Raw genomic sequence first — 17,786 nt, 5'->3', positions numbered from 1 at the left:
CCAAATTCGTTAAATTGCAAGCTTAATAAAATTCGTCTGGTAAGATTGTTTCACCAAGTTTGATATTATCTTTGTAATCGATTGGAATATCGATAAGAACTGGACCATTGGCTGCTTCAGCAAGAGCTTTTTTGAAGGTCGCTTCAAAACCTTCTTTGCTATCAACACGGTAACCTTTAGCACCAAAACTTTCAGCGTATTTCACAAAATCAACAGGACCAAAATCAACGCCTGAAGAACGACCGTATTTCATCTCTTCTTGGAATTCAACCATATTGTATTTACCATCATTCCAGATAATGTGAACGATTGGTAAATTAAGACGAACTGCAGTTTCTAATTCTTGCGCTGAGAAGAGGAAACCACCATCACCAGATACAGAGATAACAGTTGTATTTGGGCGAACAAGAGCAGCTGAAATTGCCCAAGGAAGTGCAACTCCAAGGGTCTGCATGCCGTTTGAAAAGAGCAGATGACGAGCTTCATATGATTTGAAATAACGTGCCATCCAAATGTAGTGACTACCAACGTCAACAGTGACAGTCATATCATCTGTTGTATTTTCTTGTAAGACATCAATAACATCAAGCGGGTGAACCAAACCTTCCTTGGAATTACGATCAAATTTGACATCTTCGACAACATTTTTCTTCAGATTTTGCAAATAATCTACTGATGCTTTTGTCAAAACATAACCATTAACGGCAGGCAAGAGCAAGTCAATCGTATCCGCAATGTTACCAATCAATTCACGTTCTGGTTGGAAATAAGTATCGATTTCAGCTTGCGCAACGTCGATAACAATAATACGAGCTGAAATTTCAGCATTCCAATTTCGGGCTTCATACTCAATTGGGTCATAACCAATAGCAATAACTAGGTCAGCTTTTTTAAGCAACATGTCACCTGGCTGATTGCGGAAAAGCCCAACACGTCCAAAGAAAGTGTCTTCTTCAAGTTCACGCGATACGATACCTGCCCCTTGGAAAGTTTCAACAACTGGTAATTTTACAGCATCCAATAACTTACGAATAGACTTTGTAACTGCACGCGTTGAAGCACCATTTCCCAGAAGAAGAACTGGTAAGTCGGCATTTCGGATAGCTTGCGCTAAATAGTTGATATCACCAACTGACGCAGAACCCAATTGAGGATCTGTTAATGGCTTGATTGCTTTTACGGAAACCAAACTGTCAGTCACATCTTGTGGAATGGAAACAAAGCTTGCACCACGTTTACCTGACTTTGCCACACGATAGGCATTAGCAATTGTTTCAGAGAGAGTATCTGGCTCATGAACTTCTACAGCATATTTTGTAACTGGTTCCATCATTGCCACATTTTTCATAGATTGGTGAGACCGTTTCAGCAAATCAGCACGTTTTACTTGACCTGAAATCGCTAAAACAGGATCCCCTTCATCCGTTGCGGTCACCAATCCTGTCGCCAAATTTGAAACTCCAGGTCCACTTGTTGTAATCACAACGCCAGGTGTACCTGTAATACGTCCAATCCCTTGTGCCATAAAAGCAGCATTTTGCTCATGACGAGCTACAATCAACTGTGGCCCCTTATCTTCAAGAGTGTCAAAAATACGATCAATTTTAGCACCAGGAATACCAAAAACATAGTCAATGTCATGGTTGATGAGACTATCCACTACCAAATCAGCCCCATATTGCTTTTGTTCAGTCATTTTATCTCCTATATGTCTTTAGATGACTAATTAAGAACAGTTTTTAAAGTTCCAATATATCACAATTTCAAGAAAATCTGGCGATAAAATTAGTCAAATCTAAATCACAAATTTTTATTTTTCACAAATATTAATCAATTATACCATAGTTTTACGAAAAGTTTGTGAAATTTCTCTTGTGAAATTTTTCTTTATCTTTCTAAAGTAAGATTAAAAACATTCTTGAAAATTACAAGAAAAAACACGACGAAGTTGTCGCGCTTTTTACTCTATTTTTTTCGTCTTGTTCTGACAAAATCATAGATGGTCATCAAGATAAAACTACCAAATACCACAAGAATATTGCGAAGTGGTTCACCACTTTGATCAAAGAATAATAGCAAAACAAAAATGATAATAACCGTTATTAGGTTACTAGCCAAAAGACTCTTAAAATTCATCTTCATTTAAAAATTCCACCATATTGACATCATCTGGAACCAAAGTCAAATAACGTTTAGCTACATCCTTAGCACGATCTGCGTAGCCAAATTCACGCAAAATATAGGCATAGTCTTGCAAGAATTCTGGATTGTCTACCAAGTCAGTTGCTAAATCATCATAAATTTTGAGAGCCTTTTTATCAGCCTCAAGAGCTTGGTAAGCTTTGGCAATATTCCATTTAGTAAGCACATTATCAATGTTATCGCGATTAAGAGCTACAACATCGTCGTAGCGTTCTTCTTCTAAGTATAAGTTTGTCAAACGTATCAAGACATCTTCATCGTCAACAGCTACTTCTTTTCCTTTCAAAAGATAACTTTCTGCTTGTTTGATATCGTGTAATTCATATGAAAATTGTGATGCTGCAAGCAAAAGATTGGTATCAAATTCATTTTTAGCCAAACCTTTTTGAACCAATCGAAGGGCTTCTTCAGTTTTATTTTCTTCATGAAGAGATTGTGCATAAACATACTCATACCCTTCAAAATCAGGATTCATTGTCTCCAATTGTTTGAAGTAAATATTTGCTTTTTGGTATTCATCTTGATCATATAAAATTGTCGCTAATTCAAAAACAGTATTATCATCGTATTCAATCTCAGCAGCTTTTTCAAGAAATTCAATAGCTGCTTCAAATTTTCCGAGACTAGCATATACACGACCGATACGTTGATAGGTTGACACACCAGTCAATTCAAGAATATCTCGATTATCTAGCTTAGCGTATTCTTTGATAGCTTGGTTGTAATTACCAAGTTCCATTTCGATTTCAGCCAAACCAAAAATAACCAAAGGTTCATCACTAATCTGACTAGCCTGGAGAAGTTTTTCACGCGCAACGTCAGCTAGCCCTTCCATTTCGTAGATATCTGCCATAACAAGCAAAGCAGACAAATAAGTATCGCTCTCAGGCGAAATAGCATCAAGATACAAGAAAGCACCTTCGATATCACCATCTTCAGTCGCAATCTGAGCTAGATTGATATTAACTTCAGGATAATCTTCACGTTCTTGCAAATAAATTTCTTTTGCTTGTGGCAAGAAACCAATGCTTTCAAGATACTCTGCCAATTCCAAAAGAGTCTCAGCATCGTCTTCTTTCAAAGCTCGTTTAAAATATTTATTAGCATGCTCCAAATCTTGACTCTGGATTGAGGCAACCATTTTTTCACTATTTAACATCTTTTGATTCTTCTCCTCCTTCTTCTACAATTAACTCTTCTTCATATAAACCACTGGCAGCTTTGTACCAGTCAAAAATTTCTTTAACAATCACCTTGATAGAGGCATAAACCGGAATTCCTAGGAAAACTCCCCAAATACCAAACATTGAGCCAAACGTTAGCAAAATAAACATAATGGTAATCGGATGAATGCTTAGCTTGCTTCCCAAAACCAAAGGAGCCACAAAACGCCCTTCAATCGTTTGTTCAACCACGAAGGTCACAAGAATCTTAATCAGCATAATTGGTCCTTGAACAATCCCCATAATCACAACAGGAACCATGGCTAAGAAACTACCAAGATATGGAATCATATTAAGGAAGCCTGCAATAATACCAAAAGTTGCCGCATAACGCAAACCAATCATATTAAAGAAGATTGTAAACATAATCCCAACAACAATCGCCACAGTTACTTGACCTTGAACATAACCAGCAAGTTGTTTGTTGATATCCCCAAGAATACGTGATGTTGGACGACGTATTCTAGTCGGGAGTACCTTAATTAACCCCTCTTTCATCTTATGACTATCTCTTAAGAAATAAAAGAGAATGAATGGTGACATAATGATAGCTAAGGTCACGCGAGCAATAGCGGTGGCAAAACTTGATGCCCAATCAATAGCGTTCTTAGAAAAGCTTTCTGCATAATCAACAGCTTTATTACTGATATTGGCTAGCATGTCCTGCAATTCTGACTGATAATTAGTCAACCAAGGGCTCTTCAAAAGTTTAGAACTTTCAACATTGACACTTTTAACATAAGCAGGTAAATTCTCAACAAATGAGGTTAATTGTCCTTCAATCATAGGAATAAAACTTGCTACCGCCCAAATAAGTAGAGCCACAATAATAGCATAAACAATGAAAATTGAAGCCGTTCGATTAACACCACGTCGTTCAATCAATCCAACCAAAGGCTTAATCAGATAGTAAAGAATTGCCGAAATCACCAAAGGAAGCATGATGATGGCTAAAAAAGACAAAATAGGTTTAAATAGAAATGAAATCTTAGTGAACAAATAAAGGGTCAAAAAGACAAGAAAAGTGACCATAACTGCCACAGTAGCTTGACTGTTTAAAACCCATTTAAAAAACCAAGACTCCGTAAATTTCTTTTCTTGATGACGATCCATAAAAACTCCTCTCTTCAGACAACTTCAATAAGGACTACTTATCACCATAAAAAGTAACACTCTTATCTACCAAGCGTTGCTTGTCATCATAAGTAAACTTAGCTGAGAAGAATGGCACATCATCTAAAATCCACTTAAAGATTTCATAGTCACCTTCCCAAGTTGGTTTTGATAACACCTTATCATAAGGAACCCACTCAAGAGTACCCTCACGTGATTCTTCGTCAGAGATTAATTCACCTTCAAAATCTGTCACCTTAAAGACGTAGGTATACCAATCGTGACCTGGCGTAAATTCAGGGAAAGTAATCACACCTTTAAAATCCATTTCCTTAACTGTAAAATGCGTTTCTTCAAAAATTTCACGTTTGGCACATTCATCAGGCGTTTCACTCGCTTCAAGTTTACCACCAACCGAAATCCATTTTCCCTCATGAACATCGTTTGGCTTTTTATTACGATGCAAAAGCAAAAGTGCCTCACCGTTATCAATATAACAAATCGTCGCTAACTTTGTCATCTTTCTCTTCTTTCTCGTTTTCTTCTATTGTACCAGAAAACCAAACACAATTCTTGAATCAGAGCCTAACTTATAAAATAATTCTAAGTTATTATAGGTATTTTTCAGTTAACCTTATCTTAGCTTTGCTTTTTCTCAAAAGCTAAAAAAAGCCCCGTACCAAGCGTGGCTTGATACGGTAGGCTTTTTAAATTATTTATCAAGAACTTTTTGAGTTTTAGCATAGTTGGCTTCAACTGCTTCTTTTTCAGCTTTCCACCAATCTTGGTTATCTGTGTACCATTTGATTGTTGCTTCAAGTCCTTCTTCAAAATTATTGTATTGTGGTTCCCAACCAAGTTCTTCACGAAGTTTAGTTGAATCGATTGCGTAACGAAGGTCGTGACCAGCACGGTCTGTTACGTGATCGTAAGCATCTTTTGGTTGACCCATTTTTTCAAGGATAAGTTCAAGAACTTCTTTGTTGTTCTTTTCACCATCAGCACCGATAAGGTAAGTTTCACCGATACGTCCTTTTGTCAAGATTGCCCAAACACCTGTTGAGTGGTCGTTTGTGTGAATCCAGTCACGAACGTTTTTACCATCACCGTAAAGTTTTGGTTTAATTCCTGACAAGATATTTGTGATTTGACGAGGAATGAATTTTTCGATGTGTTGGTATGGTCCGTAGTTATTTGAACAGTTAGAGATTGTTGCTTTAACGCCAAATGAACGTACCCAAGCTTTTACGATCAAATCTGATGCAGCTTTTGTTGATGAGTATGGTGAACTTGGGTTGTATTTAGTTTCGGCAGTGAATTTTTCACCTGGGCCTTCACCATGTCCTGGAAGATCTTCGCGAAGTGGAAGATCTCCGTAAACTTCGTCAGTTGATACGTGGTGGAAACGGATATCGTATTTACGAGCAGCTTCCAAAAGTGTGTAAGTACCAACAAAGTTTGTTTGGATGAATGGGCTTGGGTCTTTTAGTGAGTTATCGTTGTGGCTTTCTGCAGCGTAGTGAACGATAGCATCAGCTTTTGCTGCCAATTTGTCAACCAATTCTGCATCTGCGATATCACCAACAACCAATTCAACACGGTCACCAAGGATTTCTTCCAAGTTTGCACGGTTACCTGCGTATGTTAATTTATCAAGAACAGTAACGTGTACATCTGGGTGGTTGTTGTAAACATAGTGTACGAAGTTTGAACCGATAAAACCTGCACCACCGGTTACAATAATATTTTTGTATTCAGACATAATTAAGATACAAAGGGACGTTTCGCTCGCGAAAAATCTCGTAGAAAAATAGGAAATCTGACGCAGACGACAAGTGTCTAGGAAGATTTTTCTTTTTTCTCAGAGATTTAGTCCCATGTTCAGTTTCTTAAAACTGAACACTCCTTTCTGATTATTTTTTTATTTTTATTACAAATCTTCTTACAAATCTTCTTTACGTAATGGTTTTACATCTTTAAGCAATGGGTGATTTTTATCTGCTTCAGAAACCTCTGCTTCTTCCAAGTTTTCCCATTTGATACCAAGAGTTGGGTCAGCATAGTTTACAAAAGCGTATTTTGGTTTAAGTTCAAGTGCCCAATAGTCATTAACCAAGTAGCTGTATGATACTTTATCAGACAATACTTGGAAACCGTTAGCGACACCACGTGGGACAAAGATACCTTTTGAAGCATCGATAACTGTTTGGTAAACATGACCAAAGCTGTCACCTTCACGTAAATCAACCCATGAACCTAGAACTTTACCTTCGTCGGCAACTGAGATGTATTTGTCCCAAGGTTCTGCATGAAGTCCACGCAAAACGTTTTTATGTGAAAAGCTAACGTTATTTTGTAATTTTCCTTCTGCAAAGAATGATTCTGGGAAACCAAGAGGAAGCATTTTTTCTTTTTGGAAATTTTCTTTAAACCATCCGCGGCTGTCACCGTGAACAGGAATATCAAATTCAATCATTCCTGGGATAGCTTCGATTTTACGTGCTGCTAATTCTTTACCAAAAAACTGTTCTGTCATTATTCTTCTCCAACCAAACGGAGCAAGTATTTTCCGTATTCGTTTTTCTTAAGTGGTTGTGCAAGGTTGTAAACATCTTCTTTTGTGATGTAACCCATGCGGTATGCAATTTCTTCCAAGTTTGCCACTTGAAGGTTTTGCATACGTTGCACTGTTTCAATGTACTGAGCTGCTTCCAGAAGGCTTTCGTGTGTTCCTGTATCAAGCCATGCAAAGCCACGTCCCATAACTTCCACAGAAAGGTCGCCACGTTCTAGATAGGCTTTATTAACATCTGTGATTTCAAGTTCACCACGTGCACTTGGTTTGATGTTTTTAGCAATTTCCACAACGTCGTTATCGTAGAAGTAAAGACCTGTTACAGCGTAGTGTGATTTTGGATGTTCTGGCTTTTCTTCGATTGAAAGAGCGTTGAAATCTTCGTCGAATTCAACAACACCAAAACGTTCTGGGTCTTTTACTTGGTAACCAAAGACAGTAGCACCTTTTTCTTTGCTTGCTGCTTTTTGAAGCATTTTACTTAGACCTGCTCCATGGTAAATGTTATCTCCCAAAACAAGAGCAACATTGTCATCTCCGATAAATTCTTCACCGATGATAAAGGCTTGTGCCAATCCATCTGGACTTGGTTGAACAGCGTAAGAAAGTGAAATACCAAATTCTGAACCGTCGCCAAGTAGTTCTTCAAAACGATGAATATCAGTTGGTGTTGAGATAATCAAGATATCTCGGATACCTGCTAACATCAATGTTGATAGTGGATAATAAATCATTGGTTTATCATACACTGGCATAAGTTGTTTTGAAGCCGCACGAGTCAAAGGATACAGACGTGTTCCTGAACCTCCTGCAAGAATAATACCTTTCATAGTTAGGTCTCCCTCTTTATTAATAAATTATCAATTATCAGAACTATTCTATCATTTTTTGCAAATGCTGTCACTAAATTTCCTAATTTTACAAACTTTTAACGAAAATTACTGACAAATGTCAGTAATTATTTATAAATGATAAAACGGATTTGTTTCTGCCTCACTGGCAATGAAATCTACTGACCAATGATTGTCATTTTTCCAGGCATTAAATTTCTCAAGTAATTTATCAACCATGAGCACTTCAATATGATGCCCAGGGTCAATAGCAAGCATGCCATTTGTAATCATTTCTTGAGCAGTATGGTAATAAATATCACCAGTGATGTAGACTTGCGTCCCTTTTGCCATTGCTTCACGGTAAAAACTTTGACCACTACCACCACAAATAGCTACGCGATTAATGAGCTTATCTTGGTTTCCATATGCGACCAAACGAACACTATCTAAGTTGAATTTTTCTTTAACCTTAAGAGCAAATTCCGAAAAAGGTTGCTCCTCAATCGTTCCAACTCGACCAATCCCGTAACCATCAGCCGTAGGACTTAAAATCTCTGTATCGGTAATGTCTAATAGCTCACAGAACCAATCATTTAAACCATCTGGCACAATATCGATATTTGTGTGACTCACGTATACAGCGATATCATGTTTTACCAAGTCAAGGTAAATCTGATTTTGGGGAGTCACCACAAGGTCTTTTAGCGGACGAAAAATGGGAGCGTGCTTAACGATAATCAAGTCAACATTTTTCTCGATTGCTTCTGCCACTGTCGTTTCACGCACATCAAGAGCGATCATGACACGATTAACTTCTTTATCAAGAGTTCCAATTTGGAGACCAGAAATATCTCCTTCCATAGAAAGCTCACGTGGACAGTATGCTTCGTAGCGTTCAATGATTTCACTTGCTTTCATTGATAGCCTCCTTGATAGCTGTCATTTTTTGTGAAATAGCAGCGCGGTCATCGACACGATTTTCTGGCACATGTGGCAAAGCAATTTCTAATTTTTTCAATTCTCGTTGCCAACGTGCTTTGAAGACAGCTGATTTTTCTTGGTTCAAGAAAGGACCAAAGCGTAAGTCTGTCTCTGACAAAGTCATCTGTCCGTGTTCAACAACCATGATTTCATAAAATTTATCATTTTCTGTCATGATTTCTTCAGTGACAAGTTTGAAGCCATTGTTCATCAACCAAGCACGAAGCTCATCTTCACGATTATTAGGTTGTAAGATAAGACGGTCTACACTTGCTAATTTTTCAACTCCTGCCGCCAAAATATCAGCAATCAAGCCGCCGCCCATACCACAAATCGTAATCGTTGTTACTTTGTCTGATGCTTCAAAGGCTGCCAAACCATCTGCCAAACGCACAACGATTTTATCTGCCAAACCAGCGCCAGCAACATTATGAACCGCTGATTCATATGGACCTTTGACAACTTCACCAGCAATAGCAAAATCAATTTTTCCCTCTTCCATCAAGGCAATCGGTAAGTACGCATGGTCACTTCCGACATCCAGTAAGCGTGCTCCTTGCGGTACAAATTCTGCTACGGCAGCTAAACGCTTAGATAATACTGTTTGCATAATTCTTCCTTCTAAAATATCATTCTTTTTAATTATATCAAAAACAACTTCTCCTTACAAAAGCATAACAAAAGCAACTCAAGTGAGCTGCTTAGTTAGTTTTCACATTGTCTTTATAGTATTTGCAATAGGCTTGAACTGGACAAATATCACATTTAGGCTTTTTAGCTAAACAATGATAACGTCCAAAGAAAATCAAGCGATGATGCGTCAAAATCCAATCTTTCTTTGGAATTTTTTTCATCAAATCTTTTTCGATTTCTTTAACATCAGCATCTGGCGCAGAAATATTGAGGCGCTTAGCAATGCGTGACACATGCGTATCCACAGCAATTGATGGAATACCGTAAACTTCTGCTAACACAACATTAGCTGTTTTTCGTCCAACTCCTGGCAAGGTTTCTAACTCTTTATGTGTCTTAGGAACTTGCCCGTCAAAATCTTGCAAAATCGCTCTTGCTGTCTTAATAATGTTTCGAGCTTTGTTCTTATAAAGTCCGATAGTTCGCAAACACTCCTCAACATCAGCCAAATTTGCCTTAGCCAAGTCCTCAATTTCTGGGTAATGTTTCCAAAGATTTGGAGTCACCTTATTTACTGCTTTATCCGTCGTTTGAGCAGACAAGATCACCGCGATAAGCAGTTGAAATGGTGTCTCCCATTCCAACTCGCCACGCGCTTCTGGATACATGTCACCAATAATAGCTAAGATTTTCTTTAAACGCTCACGTCCAACTCTCATTAGTCACTCCACAAATCCATCGCAGCCAAAAAGTCATCTGACACATTGACTTTACCTACTTTTGAATTTTCATACTCTTTACGACGTTCCTCAACTTGGCGCATTGTTGTAATGCCTTCACGACGCCAATTTCGCAAAATGGCATTGATGTAATTCCAGTTTGTCTTGCCGTTAAACACAGCCTCACGAAGCGCTGAGCGCACTAGGTCTGGATCCGTTTTATCCTCACGAATAGTTTTTTGCAAATCTTCCAATTCAAATGGACTTAGCATACGACCTAGCTCACGTTCAAACTCTTCGACAAGTTCTTTCACAGGATTTACGTCTTGTTTTTCAGGAACTTGTTTTGGTTCAGAAACTAATTTATCCAATAGTGCCAAAACAGGACTCGCATCAAAAACCACTTCGATTTCACTACCAAGCTCAATAGTTTTCATATCAAGCAAACCTTGAGCAGTCAAATCAGAAATCGAGCGGTTAACTTCTGCCACTGTTTTATTCAGCGCGCTAGCAATTTGACTAGGTGCCAAATCATCCATCTTAGTCGTGTTTTGGAGATAAATAAACTGCCAAATCAAAAAATCATCTGCACGTTTAAAAATATCTTTGTAATGAAAGAGAAGAGCACTCGGCAATACAAGATTGCCTGATTTAAAATTTTCCAAATAACTCATAATATATTCCTAAAAAATCATCACCTCTAAAACCGAACCTGACAAAGATAAAGCAAGATTTGATCGACAATCACCTCATCACAAATAACCGTAAAAAGATGATTCTTTTTCCAATTGTTCCAGTTGATAAGGCGTCTCTTGGTAAACAGCATAATTAATCCAATTACTAAAGAAAGTTGTTGCAGCTAAATTCCACTTCATCGGAACGTCTTGCTCAGGATCATCGTTGACATAATAATGTGCAGGCACATTAGGATTCTTGCCAACTTTAACATCACGCTTGTACTCGAGATCCAAAGTTTCACGGTCGTATTCCAAATGTCCAAAGCTATAAACCTCGCGCAAATCTTTACTAGCTACGATAGACAAACCAACTGTGGGACCTTCAGCAATTACTTCTAATCGATCAACCTTAGCAACATCTTCATGACGAACTTCTGTATACCTAGAATGCGGCGCCATAAAGCAGTCATCAAACCCACGGACAATCGGATTAGAAGGTTGTTTGACATTTTGAGAAAAGATGCCTGATAATTTTTCCTCTAGCAAAACCTTCTTAATACCATATTTGTAATAGAGTCCAGCTTGCGCTCCCCAACACAAGTGCAAGGTTGAATAGACATGAGATTTTCCCCAATCAAAGATTTGGCACAATTCATCCCAATAATCCACTTCCTCATAAGCCAAAGTTTCAACTGGAGCACCCGTGATAATCAACCCATCATAATACTTATGTTTAACATCCGCAAAAGTTTTATAGAAGGTTTCTAAATGCTCAGCCGTTGTATTTTTTGACTCGTGACTAGTCATATAGAGGAATTCAACATTAATCTGCAAAGGCGTATTGGCTAGCAAACGCAAGAGTTGTGTCTCTGTCACTTCTTTTGTTGGCATCAAGTTAACGATGAGAAAATCCATCGGTCTAATATCTTGATGCTTTGCTCGTTTATTATCCATGATGAAGACATTCTCTTTGCGCAAAATGTCTAAGGCCGGTAATTCTTTATCAAGTTTTATTGGCATGAAAATATCTCCACTCTATAATATTATATTTAAGTAATATTATAAAAGATGGAGATATAGTTTTCAATTATATAATTTCTTTAGGTAGTTATAGTTTTTAGCTATAATTATCCTGGGAAATTCATTAAGACTTTCGTATCATAACCTTCAAGTGCTTTACGTCCGTTCAATCCATCCAATTCAACAAGGAAAGCACATCCAGCAACGATACCACCAAGGCGTTCTACCATTTCGATAGTAGCTTTCACAGTACCACCTGTTGCCAAAAGGTCATCAACGATAAGGACACGTTGTCCAGGTTTGATAGCATCAGCATGCATACATAGTGTATCAATGCCGTACTCTTTTTCGTAATCAGCTGAGATTACTTCACGTGGTAATTTACCAGGTTTACGAACTGGTGCGAAACCAATTCCAAGTTCAAATGCAACTGGGCATCCGACGATAAATCCGCGTGCCTCTGGGCCAACAATCATGTCGATCTTCTTGTCAGTAGCATACTGTACAATTTCGCGAACAGCATAGCTATAAGCATTTCCATCTGCCATCAAAGGAGAAATATCACGGAAAGTGACCCCTTCTTTAGGATAGTTTTCAATTGTAGCGATATAATTTTTTAAATCCATTTTCTTCTTTCTATGGGCTTTTTGCCAAAAAATGTTTTACATTTCATTATAGCATATTTTTCGAAAAAAAGCAGAGGATTTAGGTAATAAATTTTCAAGACCTTAATTTTGATAATTCACTTGCCAATCTTTAATCAATGGATAAGTAACTAACTTGTTATTATCCAAATTTTCCTTATGCATATCGACAGCTGTAATCTGTGAATTATCGTAAGTTGTGTAGTAATAAATACCTTTTTCTGTGTTGATACATGAACTGTAAATGGTGTATTCGTATTTGCCGCTTTCATCCACGTAACATAACCCTTTTTGTTGTTCAACGGATTTCAAAATATGGAAGAACTGGTTAACACTAGATACTTCTGTATCTTCTGCTACTGAATTTAATTTAGTAAAGGCTACCTTAACATAGCGTGACATTGATGATAAATCCCCAGGCAAACCAAGGCCTCCCATTCCTCGGCTATAAGTGTCCAAGGTAATTTCTGTAGAAAAGAGATTGTCAGAAACTTTTGGAGAAACATGACGATAATTGTTCAAATTGAATAATTGTTTATCAAAAGTTGGGTTATTTGTCAAAACACCTGTTGGGTTATCATAAACCTTAAGACCACTAGCCACAGATTCCAACACAATAGCTTCATTGCGGTCTGCAATCAACCAGTGCAAAGGACTTGGTTGAAAATCATCACTAAATGCTTCATTTGTGACGTTAAGATTTTGGCAAAGTTTCTTAACTTCAGCAACAGATTGGCATTGTGATAAGAACCATGGAATCAATTCAAAAGATGCAAGATTGTCTTTCCCTTCTGCTACTTCTTTATAGTCGGCATTTTCAGGGAAATTCAAACCTGCCATTCCTAAACCTTTTTCATTAACTGCTTCGTAATAAAGTGGGTAATCAGCCACTACCGTTGCCATTCCAATCATGGCAAAATGGCTGTTATTTTCTCCTTGGTGTCTAAACGAAAAAGGATAATTTCGAGGACAAATCGTTACCGTTTCATTGTAAGAAAAGTCCAAATCAAGATTTCGACCAAAGTAATTATCTTTAGTTGTATAAGTAATTGCAGTACACATAAAAAACTCCTTTAAAAAATACTTTAAAAGTCATCTACAACTTTGTAGTCTCATTATAGTTCCAATTAAAAAAGTTTTCAATTAAAAAAATTTTCAATTTTTAAGTAAACGTTTTCTATGACAAAAAGCTAAAAAAGCTACGCTGAGCTAAGCAACGTAACTTTTTAGTCTAGTTCATCAACCAGTCATAAATTTCTTGTGGCGTTCCAAGTGCCATGAGCTCTTGAAATTTCACTTCTTGCTTAAGATTTTGATAAATTTTACTATCAGAAATACTGCGTTTCTCAGCACCTTTATTGACGACCATCACTCCATCTGTGATGGTTACAAAATCCAATTCATCAAAAATTTGAATCATTTTGACCAAAAGAATATCAGGAATATTAAGATAATGACTCAATTCTTTCAGCTTGTAACGAACATCAAATTCAGGGAATTGATAAATCGTTTTATACAACTTAGCAAATTGTTCGCGAGTTCCATAGCCAGTCAAATAATAAGCTCGTTTGATGTGATTTTTAAAGTAAACGGCATCAAATTGTCGACCGACAAAAAGGGATTTGAGTTCTTCAGCCTTATCAGGAATATCTAGTACAACCACTTCACCGGCACTGGTGTCTTCACTCAAAACAGGAACACGTTCAGGAAGACTGGCATTTTTGGAACGAATATCAATCAACTGAACGCCGTCAACACGCGCGTCTTCAAGCATCAACTGAACTGTGGTTTGCCCGTTCCATTTGTTGATTGACAAAGTAACGGCAAGGCACAGGTTCTGCGCTTGCTGGAATTCTTGTACCAAATGACCTTGGTTAAAGGCAACAAGGTCAACCGCCGTACTTCCTTGAGCAATTTTTAATTTCAAGTGAGTGCCATTTTGCCCCATGGTACGTGCTTGTTTAACGGTAAGGTCTTTGATTTCAAAGACTGGCTTAGCATTATCCATCCCAAAAGGTGCGATCTTCTCAAGACTTTTAACAGTGTCCAAATCAATTTCTGACAAGTCCAGCACTTCATCAATGATCAAAGTCTTTTTCTGAGCTAAATTAATATCATTTTCAGCAATGTAATCACATAAAACTTGTGACAATTGCTCTAAGTTATCAACTGGCAAGGTCATTCCTGCAGCACCAGCATGTCCACCAAAAGCTTCAAATAAATCACGGTGGTCATCAAGTGCATGGAAGATATTGATTGCCTCAATACTTCTAGCAGAGCCTTTTGCCATACCGTCTTCAATGTTTAAGACAATAACTGGCTGAGCAATGTGCTCCAAAATACGACCAGCGACAATTCCTAGAACACCTGGATGCCAGCCTTCTTTTGCCAACACCTGCACAGGCTTGTCAAGATCAACCATGCCCATGGCTTCATCGTAAATTTTTTGAACAATTTCTTTACGTTCTTCATTCTTGGCATTAATCATTTGCGCAATACTTAGCGCTTCTTCATCATCAAAACCAGTCAATAATTCAATAGCTCGATTTGGATCATCTAGACGACCAAGAGCATTTAGCTGCGGTGCAATTTTAAACCCAACAGTTTCCTCATTAACATCTGACATGTCAATATCAGATACTTTCATAAGCTCCATGAGACCAATGCGTTCGGTCTGCTTGAGCATTTCAAGCCCAACCTTTACCATGATACGATTTTCATCTGTTAGACTAACCATATCGGCAATCGTTCCGATAGCAACCAAGTCTAACATTTCGGTTGGGATGGATTCTAATAGGGCACAAGCCACTTTGAAGGCAACACCACATCCTGCTAAATATCTAAAAGGATAGTTAGCTTCTGGATACTCTGGATGTACAATGGCAAATGCGTCTGGAAGCTCTGCTGGTAAGCCATGGTGGTCAGTAACAATGACATCTACTCCTTGACTTTGTGCATAGCTAATAGCTTCATGTCCAGCTACGCCATTATCCACCGTAATAATCAAAGAAACCTGTTGTTGCTCGATGAAATACTTATAAACCGATTCATTTGGTCCATAACCATCAACAAATCGGTTAGGAAGATAGACTTGAACCTCAGCCCCAAGCATTTCCAACGCTTCTTTCATGATACTAGCGCTGGTCATCCCGTCGGCATCATAGTCACCATAAACCAAGATTTGTTCATAATTTTCAATAGCTTGACGAATGCGGGCAACTGCCTTGTCCATATCGTGCAAAAGATATGGATCGTGAAGTTGTGACAAATCATTCGATAAAAATTGAGCTAGTTTTTCGTCGTTGTCAACGCCACGACTGTATAGGATTTTGCTGGCTAATGCCGTTATATTTTCTTTTTTTGTCACTTCAAAAAAGCCATCATCTGGCTCTTTTTTAATATTTTTCCAATTGTATTTACTTGTTATCATTCACTTCTCACTTCTTATGTAGAATTGAAAGGAGGTTATTTATAATTAAAAACTTTGCGTGCTAAAAAATCAGCAATCTTTGGGAAAAGAGTATAGAATTTGTGTGCTGCAGCTATGGACCAAGGCATGTTCACTTCACGCTTGTTCTTACCTAAAATGGCAACCGTACGTCTAGCAACTTCTTCTGGTTGCAAAACAAAACGTCCAACACTCTTTGAGTATTCTCCAGATGGATCTGCCTTGTCAAAAAAGCTTGTTGCAATCGGTCCAGGATTAATCGTTGTCACATGAACATTGCTATCAGCTAATTCCAAACGTAGAGCATTTGAAAAACCAATCACAGCAAATTTTGTTGCAGAATAAACAGATGATTTTGCTGACGCAATCAAACCAGCGATGCTGGCAATATTGACAATATGGCCGTACCCAGCTTTCTTCATTTTATGCCCAACCAAACGTGAAAAAGTCATCGTCGCAAAGGTGTTGATATCAAACATGTCACGAATTTCAGCGGTTGTATAAGCATCAAACTCACTAAAATCACCATAACCAGCGTTATTGATAAAGACATCGATGTAACCATGTTCAGCATATAGTTTTTCAACCATTGCCCCAATCGCTTCATCACTTGACATATCAAGTTCGTAGCAAACTGTGTTAGGACGTTCAACATAACAGGCTTCAAGTTTTTTTACATTACGTCCTAAGGCAATCACAAAGTCATCAGATGGTAACTGTTTGACAATTTCTTTGGCAAGTCCACCTGTTGCTCCTGTAATAGCAATTATTCTCATAAGCTAATTTCTTCCAAATCTTTAACCAAGTGTGTATTTTCAAAAATTTCTTGAGCATCGTTTTCGATTTGTTTGCATTCGCGTCCCAAGAAACGTGCACTGATGTGATTAAGCAATAAGCATTTAGCTGATGCTTCTTTAGCAATTTGAGCAGCTTGAGTACCTGTTGAGTGCCCATGCTTACGAGCAATTTTTTCATCACCCTTACCATATGTAGATTCGTGAACCAAAATATCGGCTCCCAAACCAAGGCGCACGCTAGCATCAGTCTTACGTGTATCGCCTAAAACAGTGATAATTTTTCCTTTTTTCGGTGCTGAGATGTAATCTTTGGCAATGATTTTTGTCCCATCTTCTAAGACAACATCTTGACCACTCTTGATTTTTCCAAATAATGGACCAAATGGCACACCTGCAGCTTTCAACGCTTCAGCATCAAGTGTTCCTTCCAAATCTTTTTGCATCACACGGTAACCAATACAGAAAATAGTGTGGTCCAATTTCTCAGCATACACCACAAATTTATCAGTTTCCATGATTTTTCCAAGACTGTTTTCGTCAAATTCATGAAAATGAATACGGTATGGCAAACGTGCACCAGACAAGCGCAAACTGTTCAAAACGTATGAACGAATACCAACAGGACCATAAATATCAAGGTCAGTTTGTTCTTCATTTGCTTGGAAAGCACGACTTGCCAAAAAGCCAGGAAGACCAAAAATGTGGTCACCGTGCAAGTGCGTGATAAAAATGCGTTTCACTTTACGAGGACGGATCGTTGTTTCTAAAATCTGACGCTGTGTTCCTTCACCACAGTCAAACATCCACACCTCATTAATCTCGTCAAGTAACTTTAACACTAAGCTTGACACATTACGTGACTTTGAGGGCTGACCCGCTCCTGTTCCCAAAAATTGTAATTCCATATATACCTATAAAAAC

The 17,786-nt window shown here is 38.0% G+C and carries 18 protein-coding genes; all 18 read right to left on the bottom strand.

Annotation, left to right across the window (positions count from 1 at the left end):
- Positions 1-22: 22 nt before the first annotated feature.
- A complete protein-coding gene (gene alsS, locus DQN23_RS03425) occupies positions 23-1,696 on the bottom strand; it encodes an acetolactate synthase AlsS (RefSeq protein ID WP_020916524.1) in 1,674 nt (557 codons plus the stop codon).
- A 269-nt stretch (positions 1,697-1,965) separates the two neighbouring features.
- Positions 1,966-2,142: a sec-independent periplasmic protein translocation protein TatC gene (locus tag DQN23_RS03420; RefSeq protein ID WP_111712717.1), complete on the bottom strand. Its 177-nt coding sequence runs from the start codon at positions 2,140-2,142 to the stop codon at positions 1,966-1,968.
- On the bottom strand, positions 2,126-3,361 hold the full coding sequence (locus tag DQN23_RS03415; protein ID WP_111712716.1) for a tetratricopeptide repeat protein: 1,236 nt from the start codon (positions 3,359-3,361) through the stop codon (positions 2,126-2,128). The genes DQN23_RS03420 and DQN23_RS03415 overlap by 17 nt, the downstream gene beginning before the upstream one ends.
- On the bottom strand, positions 3,351-4,538 hold the full coding sequence (locus DQN23_RS03410) for an AI-2E family transporter (protein WP_111712715.1): 1,188 nt from the start codon (positions 4,536-4,538) through the stop codon (positions 3,351-3,353). The genes DQN23_RS03415 and DQN23_RS03410 overlap by 11 nt, the downstream gene beginning before the upstream one ends.
- Positions 4,539-4,572: 34 nt before the next feature.
- On the bottom strand, positions 4,573-5,058 hold the full coding sequence (locus DQN23_RS03405; RefSeq protein WP_020916521.1) for an NUDIX hydrolase: 486 nt from the start codon (positions 5,056-5,058) through the stop codon (positions 4,573-4,575).
- 192 nt (positions 5,059-5,250) lie between these two features.
- The gene (rfbB, locus tag DQN23_RS03400) at positions 5,251-6,300 is read right to left on the bottom strand and encodes a dTDP-glucose 4,6-dehydratase (protein ID WP_020916520.1); all 1,050 of its coding nucleotides are present in this window, start codon (positions 6,298-6,300) and stop codon (positions 5,251-5,253) included.
- A 180-nt stretch (positions 6,301-6,480) separates the two neighbouring features.
- Positions 6,481-7,074, bottom strand: a complete 594-nt coding sequence (locus DQN23_RS03395) for a dTDP-4-dehydrorhamnose 3,5-epimerase family protein (protein WP_111712714.1) — start codon at positions 7,072-7,074, stop codon at positions 6,481-6,483.
- The gene (gene rfbA / locus DQN23_RS03390) at positions 7,074-7,943 is read right to left on the bottom strand and encodes a glucose-1-phosphate thymidylyltransferase RfbA (RefSeq protein ID WP_058833138.1); all 870 of its coding nucleotides are present in this window, start codon (positions 7,941-7,943) and stop codon (positions 7,074-7,076) included. Before rfbA ends, DQN23_RS03395 begins: the two co-directional genes overlap by 1 nt.
- Before the next feature lie 132 nt (positions 7,944-8,075).
- Positions 8,076-8,864: a Nif3-like dinuclear metal center hexameric protein gene (locus DQN23_RS03385; RefSeq protein ID WP_111712713.1), complete on the bottom strand. Its 789-nt coding sequence runs from the start codon at positions 8,862-8,864 to the stop codon at positions 8,076-8,078.
- Positions 8,851-9,537 carry a tRNA (adenine(22)-N(1))-methyltransferase gene (locus tag DQN23_RS03380; protein ID WP_058813782.1) on the bottom strand — a complete coding sequence of 229 codons (687 nt, stop codon included), beginning with the start codon at positions 9,535-9,537 and terminating at the stop codon, positions 8,851-8,853. The genes DQN23_RS03385 and DQN23_RS03380 overlap by 14 nt, the downstream gene beginning before the upstream one ends.
- 91 nt (positions 9,538-9,628) lie before the next feature.
- Positions 9,629-10,279, bottom strand: coding sequence for an endonuclease III (gene nth, locus DQN23_RS03375; RefSeq protein ID WP_020916515.1), 651 nt, complete (start codon positions 10,277-10,279; stop codon positions 9,629-9,631).
- Positions 10,279-10,953: a DnaD domain-containing protein gene (locus tag DQN23_RS03370; protein ID WP_111712712.1), complete on the bottom strand. Its 675-nt coding sequence runs from the start codon at positions 10,951-10,953 to the stop codon at positions 10,279-10,281. Before DQN23_RS03370 ends, nth begins: the two co-directional genes overlap by 1 nt.
- Before the next feature lie 78 nt (positions 10,954-11,031).
- The gene (gene metA, locus DQN23_RS03365; protein ID WP_058833141.1) at positions 11,032-11,976 is read right to left on the bottom strand and encodes a homoserine O-acetyltransferase MetA; all 945 of its coding nucleotides are present in this window, start codon (positions 11,974-11,976) and stop codon (positions 11,032-11,034) included.
- A 107-nt stretch (positions 11,977-12,083) separates the two neighbouring features.
- Positions 12,084-12,602 (bottom strand): adenine phosphoribosyltransferase, encoded by a 519-nt coding sequence (locus tag DQN23_RS03360; protein WP_004231134.1) that lies wholly within the window; start codon positions 12,600-12,602, stop codon positions 12,084-12,086.
- A gap of 102 nt (positions 12,603-12,704) precedes the next feature.
- Entirely contained in the window at positions 12,705-13,682 is a 978-nt protein-coding gene (gene bsh / locus DQN23_RS03355) for a choloylglycine hydrolase (RefSeq protein ID WP_058833142.1), read from the bottom strand.
- Positions 13,683-13,851: 169 nt separating this feature from the next.
- Positions 13,852-16,050 (bottom strand): single-stranded-DNA-specific exonuclease RecJ, encoded by a 2,199-nt coding sequence (gene recJ, locus DQN23_RS03350; RefSeq protein ID WP_111712711.1) that lies wholly within the window; start codon positions 16,048-16,050, stop codon positions 13,852-13,854.
- A gap of 35 nt (positions 16,051-16,085) precedes the next feature.
- Entirely contained in the window at positions 16,086-16,844 is a 759-nt protein-coding gene (locus tag DQN23_RS03345) for an SDR family NAD(P)-dependent oxidoreductase (protein WP_111712710.1), read from the bottom strand.
- Positions 16,841-17,770: a ribonuclease Z gene (gene rnz / locus DQN23_RS03340; protein ID WP_111712709.1), complete on the bottom strand. Its 930-nt coding sequence runs from the start codon at positions 17,768-17,770 to the stop codon at positions 16,841-16,843. Before rnz ends, DQN23_RS03345 begins: the two co-directional genes overlap by 4 nt.
- Positions 17,771-17,786: the final 16 nt, after the last annotated feature.

Source organism: Streptococcus lutetiensis (assembly GCF_900475675.1).
GTDB classification, from domain to species: domain Bacteria; phylum Bacillota; class Bacilli; order Lactobacillales; family Streptococcaceae; genus Streptococcus; species Streptococcus lutetiensis.
This window is presented reverse-complemented; position numbering and strand designations above follow the sequence as displayed.